Source organism: Oleiphilus sp. HI0061, from assembly GCF_001635675.1.
Window position 1 is genome coordinate 1 of sequence record NZ_LWFE01001105.1, and the last position, 3,484, is coordinate 3,484.

Annotated in this window: 4 protein-coding genes and 1 pseudogene; all 5 read left to right on the plus strand. The window is 44.5% G+C overall.

Annotated features, from left to right (window positions below; all coding sequences use genetic code 11):
- Positions 1-196: pseudogene (gene pyrG, locus A3735_RS15970) on the plus strand (CTP synthetase); the annotation flags it as partial.
- 16 nt (positions 197-212) lie between these two features.
- On the plus strand, positions 213-1,058 hold the full coding sequence (kdsA, locus tag A3735_RS15975; RefSeq protein WP_068514121.1) for a 3-deoxy-8-phosphooctulonate synthase: 846 nt from the start codon (positions 213-215) through the stop codon (positions 1,056-1,058).
- Between the two features lie 80 nt (positions 1,059-1,138).
- A complete protein-coding gene (gene eno / locus A3735_RS15980) occupies positions 1,139-2,431 on the plus strand; it encodes a phosphopyruvate hydratase (protein WP_068514123.1) in 1,293 nt (430 codons plus the stop codon).
- 317 nt (positions 2,432-2,748) lie between these two features.
- Positions 2,749-3,027, plus strand: coding sequence for a cell division protein FtsB (gene ftsB, locus A3735_RS15985; protein ID WP_068514126.1), 279 nt, complete (start codon positions 2,749-2,751; stop codon positions 3,025-3,027).
- Positions 3,028-3,099: 72 nt separating this feature from the next.
- Positions 3,100-3,484, plus strand: a 385-nt coding sequence (locus tag A3735_RS15990; protein WP_197485911.1) for a 2-C-methyl-D-erythritol 4-phosphate cytidylyltransferase, incomplete at its 3' end; no start/stop codon positions are given.

Below are 3,484 nucleotides of genomic sequence, written 5' to 3' on the forward strand. Positions count from 1 at the left end.
GCCGCAATTAGAAGAGGCCGGTTTGATTGTTTCTGGTCGTTCAGCAGATAACTCATTAGTTGAAGTCGTTGAAGCACCGGATCATCCATGGTTTGTTGCCTGTCAGTTCCATCCGGAATTTACTTCAACGCCGCGAGACGGTCATGGTTTGTTTGAAGGTTTCATTTCTGCCGCATTCACAAATAAGTCTTCGTAAATAGAAGGGTATATAGATGAGTCAAAAAGTCATACAGGTCGGTGATGTAAAAATTTCTAATGATTTGCCATTTGTTTTGTTCGGCGGCATGAATGTATTAGAGTCCCGGGATCTTGCGATGCAGATTGCCGAGAAATATGTCGAGGTAACGACCAAGCTTGATATTCCTTATGTATTTAAAGCGTCTTTCGACAAAGCGAATCGCTCCTCTATTAACTCTTTTCGAGGCCCCGGCTTGGAAGAAGGCTTGCGTATTTTTGAAGAGGTAAAGAAAACCTTTAATGTGCCGGTCATTACCGATGTGCACGAGCCTGAGCAAGCAGCTCCGGTTGCTGAAGTTTGTGACATTATCCAATTGCCAGCTTTCTTGTCCCGTCAGACAGACCTGGTGGCAGCGATGGCCAAGACAAATGCCGTTATTAATATCAAGAAAGCCCAGTTCCTTGCGCCTCAGGAAATGAAACATATTTTGACCAAGTGTGAAGAGGCCGGCAATGACCAGTTAATTCTCTGCGAGCGTGGTAGCAGTTTTGGTTACAATAACCTGGTTGTCGATATGTTGGCATTTGGTGTAATGAAGAGCTTTGAGTACCCGGTTTTCTTTGACGTGACGCATTCTTTGCAGCAGCCCGGTGGTCGTGCAGATTCTGCTGGTGGTCGACGTGAAGCTGTAACTGACTTAGCGCTTGCGGGTATGTCGCAGGGTATTGCTGGTTTGTTTTTAGAAGCTCATCCTGACCCTGAAAATGCTAAGTGTGATGGCCCGTGTGCTTTAAGGTTGTCGCAGCTTGAACCCTTCCTTGCTAGAGTTAAGGCAATCGATGAGCTAGTTAAGCAATTTAAGCCTTTAGATACGGCTTAAAATATAGCGTTTATGATTTTGAATTTTGGCGTTGTTGAAGGAAAGACAGGGCCTGAAGTTATTATTTTTGGAGAAGTGTAATGACAACGATTATTGATATCAAAGGCCGTGAGGTCATGGATTCTCGTGGTAACCCTACTGTTGAAGCGGATGTGATTCTAGAGTCTGGTGTGGTGGGTACAGCTTGCGCTCCTTCTGGTGCGTCAACAGGCTCTCGTGAAGCCTTGGAGCTTAGAGACGGTGATAAGAGTCGTTATTTAGGTAAAGGTGTTTTAAAGGCTGTTGCCGGCATTAATGAAGAGATCAAGGCTGCGTTATTAGGTAAGGATGTTACCGATCAACGAGCTTTAGACCAAATTATGTTGGATCTGGACGGTACTGAGAATAAAGCTAAGCTGGGTGCTAATGCAATTTTGGCGGTTTCTTTGGCAGCAGCGAAAGCAGCAGCACAAGAAAAAGGCGTTGAGCTTTATGAGCATATTGCTGATCTAAACGGTACTTCTGGTCAGTACTCTATGCCTGTGCCAATGATGAATATCATCAATGGTGGTGAGCACGCAGACAACAATGTTGATATCCAAGAGTTTATGGTTCAGCCAGTTTCTGCTCCTACTTTTGCCGAAGCACTGCGTGCGGGCGCTGAAATATTCCATGGTTTGAAGAAGGTATTAAGTGAGCAAGGTCTAAATACCGCTGTGGGTGATGAGGGCGGTTTTGCGCCTGACTTGGCTTCTAATGCCGATGCATTGGCGGCAATCAAGGTTGCTGTAGCGAATGCAGGATACGAGCTAGGTAAAGACATTACGCTAGCCTTAGACTGTGCATCAACTGAGTTCTATGTTGATGGTAAATACGACATGAAAGGCGAAGGTAAGGCTTTCAGCCCTGAGCAGTTCTCTGATTATTTGGCTGAGCTTTGCGACCAGTATCCAATCGTTTCTATTGAAGACGGTCAGGACGAGTCGGATTGGGATGGGTGGAAGTATCAAACTGAAAAGTTGGGCGACAAAGTTCAATTGGTTGGTGATGACTTGTTTGTGACCAATACCAAGATTCTTTCTGAAGGTATCGAAAAAGATATTGCTAACTCGATTCTGATTAAATTCAACCAGATTGGTAGCCTGAGCGAAACCTTAGATGCGATTAAGATGGCTAAAGATGCAGGCTATACCGCAGTTATCTCACATCGTTCTGGTGAAACAGAAGACACAACAATTGCTGATTTGGCGGTTGGTACCTGTGCCGGCCAAATAAAGACTGGTTCACTTTGTCGTTCTGATCGTGTTGCTAAGTATAACCGCTTATTGAGAATTGAAGAGCAGTTGGGAAGCAAGGCGCCTTATAAGGGTAGAAGTGAGATCAAAGGACAGTAATTTCTGGCCTTGATTGAATGAAAAGCACTGTGCGTTGAACGTTCAGTGCTTTTTTGTCTTTAGGCAAAACAAGCCTTATCTTAAATTATGCTAATCTTCAGAATTCTTTTCGCTAAAAGCCAATTTCTGAACTAGAGTAAATTTATTCCAATATATGTTTGTTTATCCGTTTTTATGTAGCGGGGCTTTCTTGTCTCTACGCTGTGGTAGCGGGAAGAAATATCGTTTTTGCTTGTCTATGTGTCTTGTCAGCGTATGGCAATCTTTAAGTAATAATGTGACTAGTGTGAAGTTAAAGGTGTAGTGAAGTTGTCCTTATGAAAGTGCTCTGGAGTATAATGGTCATTGTTATTCTTGGTTTGCAGTACCGCTTGTGGTTTGGCAGTGGTAGCTTTGCAGAAGTTTCGCATTTGCGCGAAAAAGTGGCTTTGCAGCAGGCGGCGAATGACACCTTAAGTGAGCGCAATGCTCAGCTGAATGCTGAGGTGCTAGACCTTAAAAATGGCTATGATGCGATTGAAGAACGTGCTCGTTTCAGTTTGGGCATGATAGGGCGAGACGAAACCTTTTACATGGTAGTGGCTTCGAAACTATAATGGCCCATTGCAAGCGCCTGCCATGACCAAGAGCGGGTCATAGGTTTTTATTTATCACTTTGTGCCCCAACTATGTCGGTTTCAAGCCCCAGTCCTTCGTTTACCTCCTCACCCCTCTCAGGCTTAGACTCTGCTAAGCAAGCACTACCTCGGTTTTGGGTCATTATTCCGGCAGCGGGTGTTGGCAGCAGAATGCAAAGTGACATCCCTAAACAATATCTTCAGCTTGGTTCAAGCAGTGTTCTTTATCTGAGTGCCAAAGCCTTCCTTGACCACCCTCGCTTTACTCAGGTGCATATAGGTATTTCCGAGGCTGATGACTATTTTGATAGCGATAGTTTGGCTCAAGATGCTCGAGTGATTCAGTATAAGGGTGGTAGTGAACGCTTCAATACTGTTTTAAATGGTCTTGATGCTTTGGTAGGTATTGCCGATGAGCAAGATTGGGTGTGGGTGC

Coding starts and splice junctions, on each gene's coding strand:
- kdsA (WP_068514121.1), top strand. CDS start 213: ATGAGTCAAAAAGTCATACAGGTCGGTGATGTAAAAATTTCTAATGAT.
- eno (WP_068514123.1), top strand. CDS start 1,139: ATGACAACGATTATTGATATCAAAGGCCGTGAGGTCATGGATTCTCGT.
- ftsB (WP_068514126.1), top strand. CDS start 2,749: ATGAAAGTGCTCTGGAGTATAATGGTCATTGTTATTCTTGGTTTGCAG.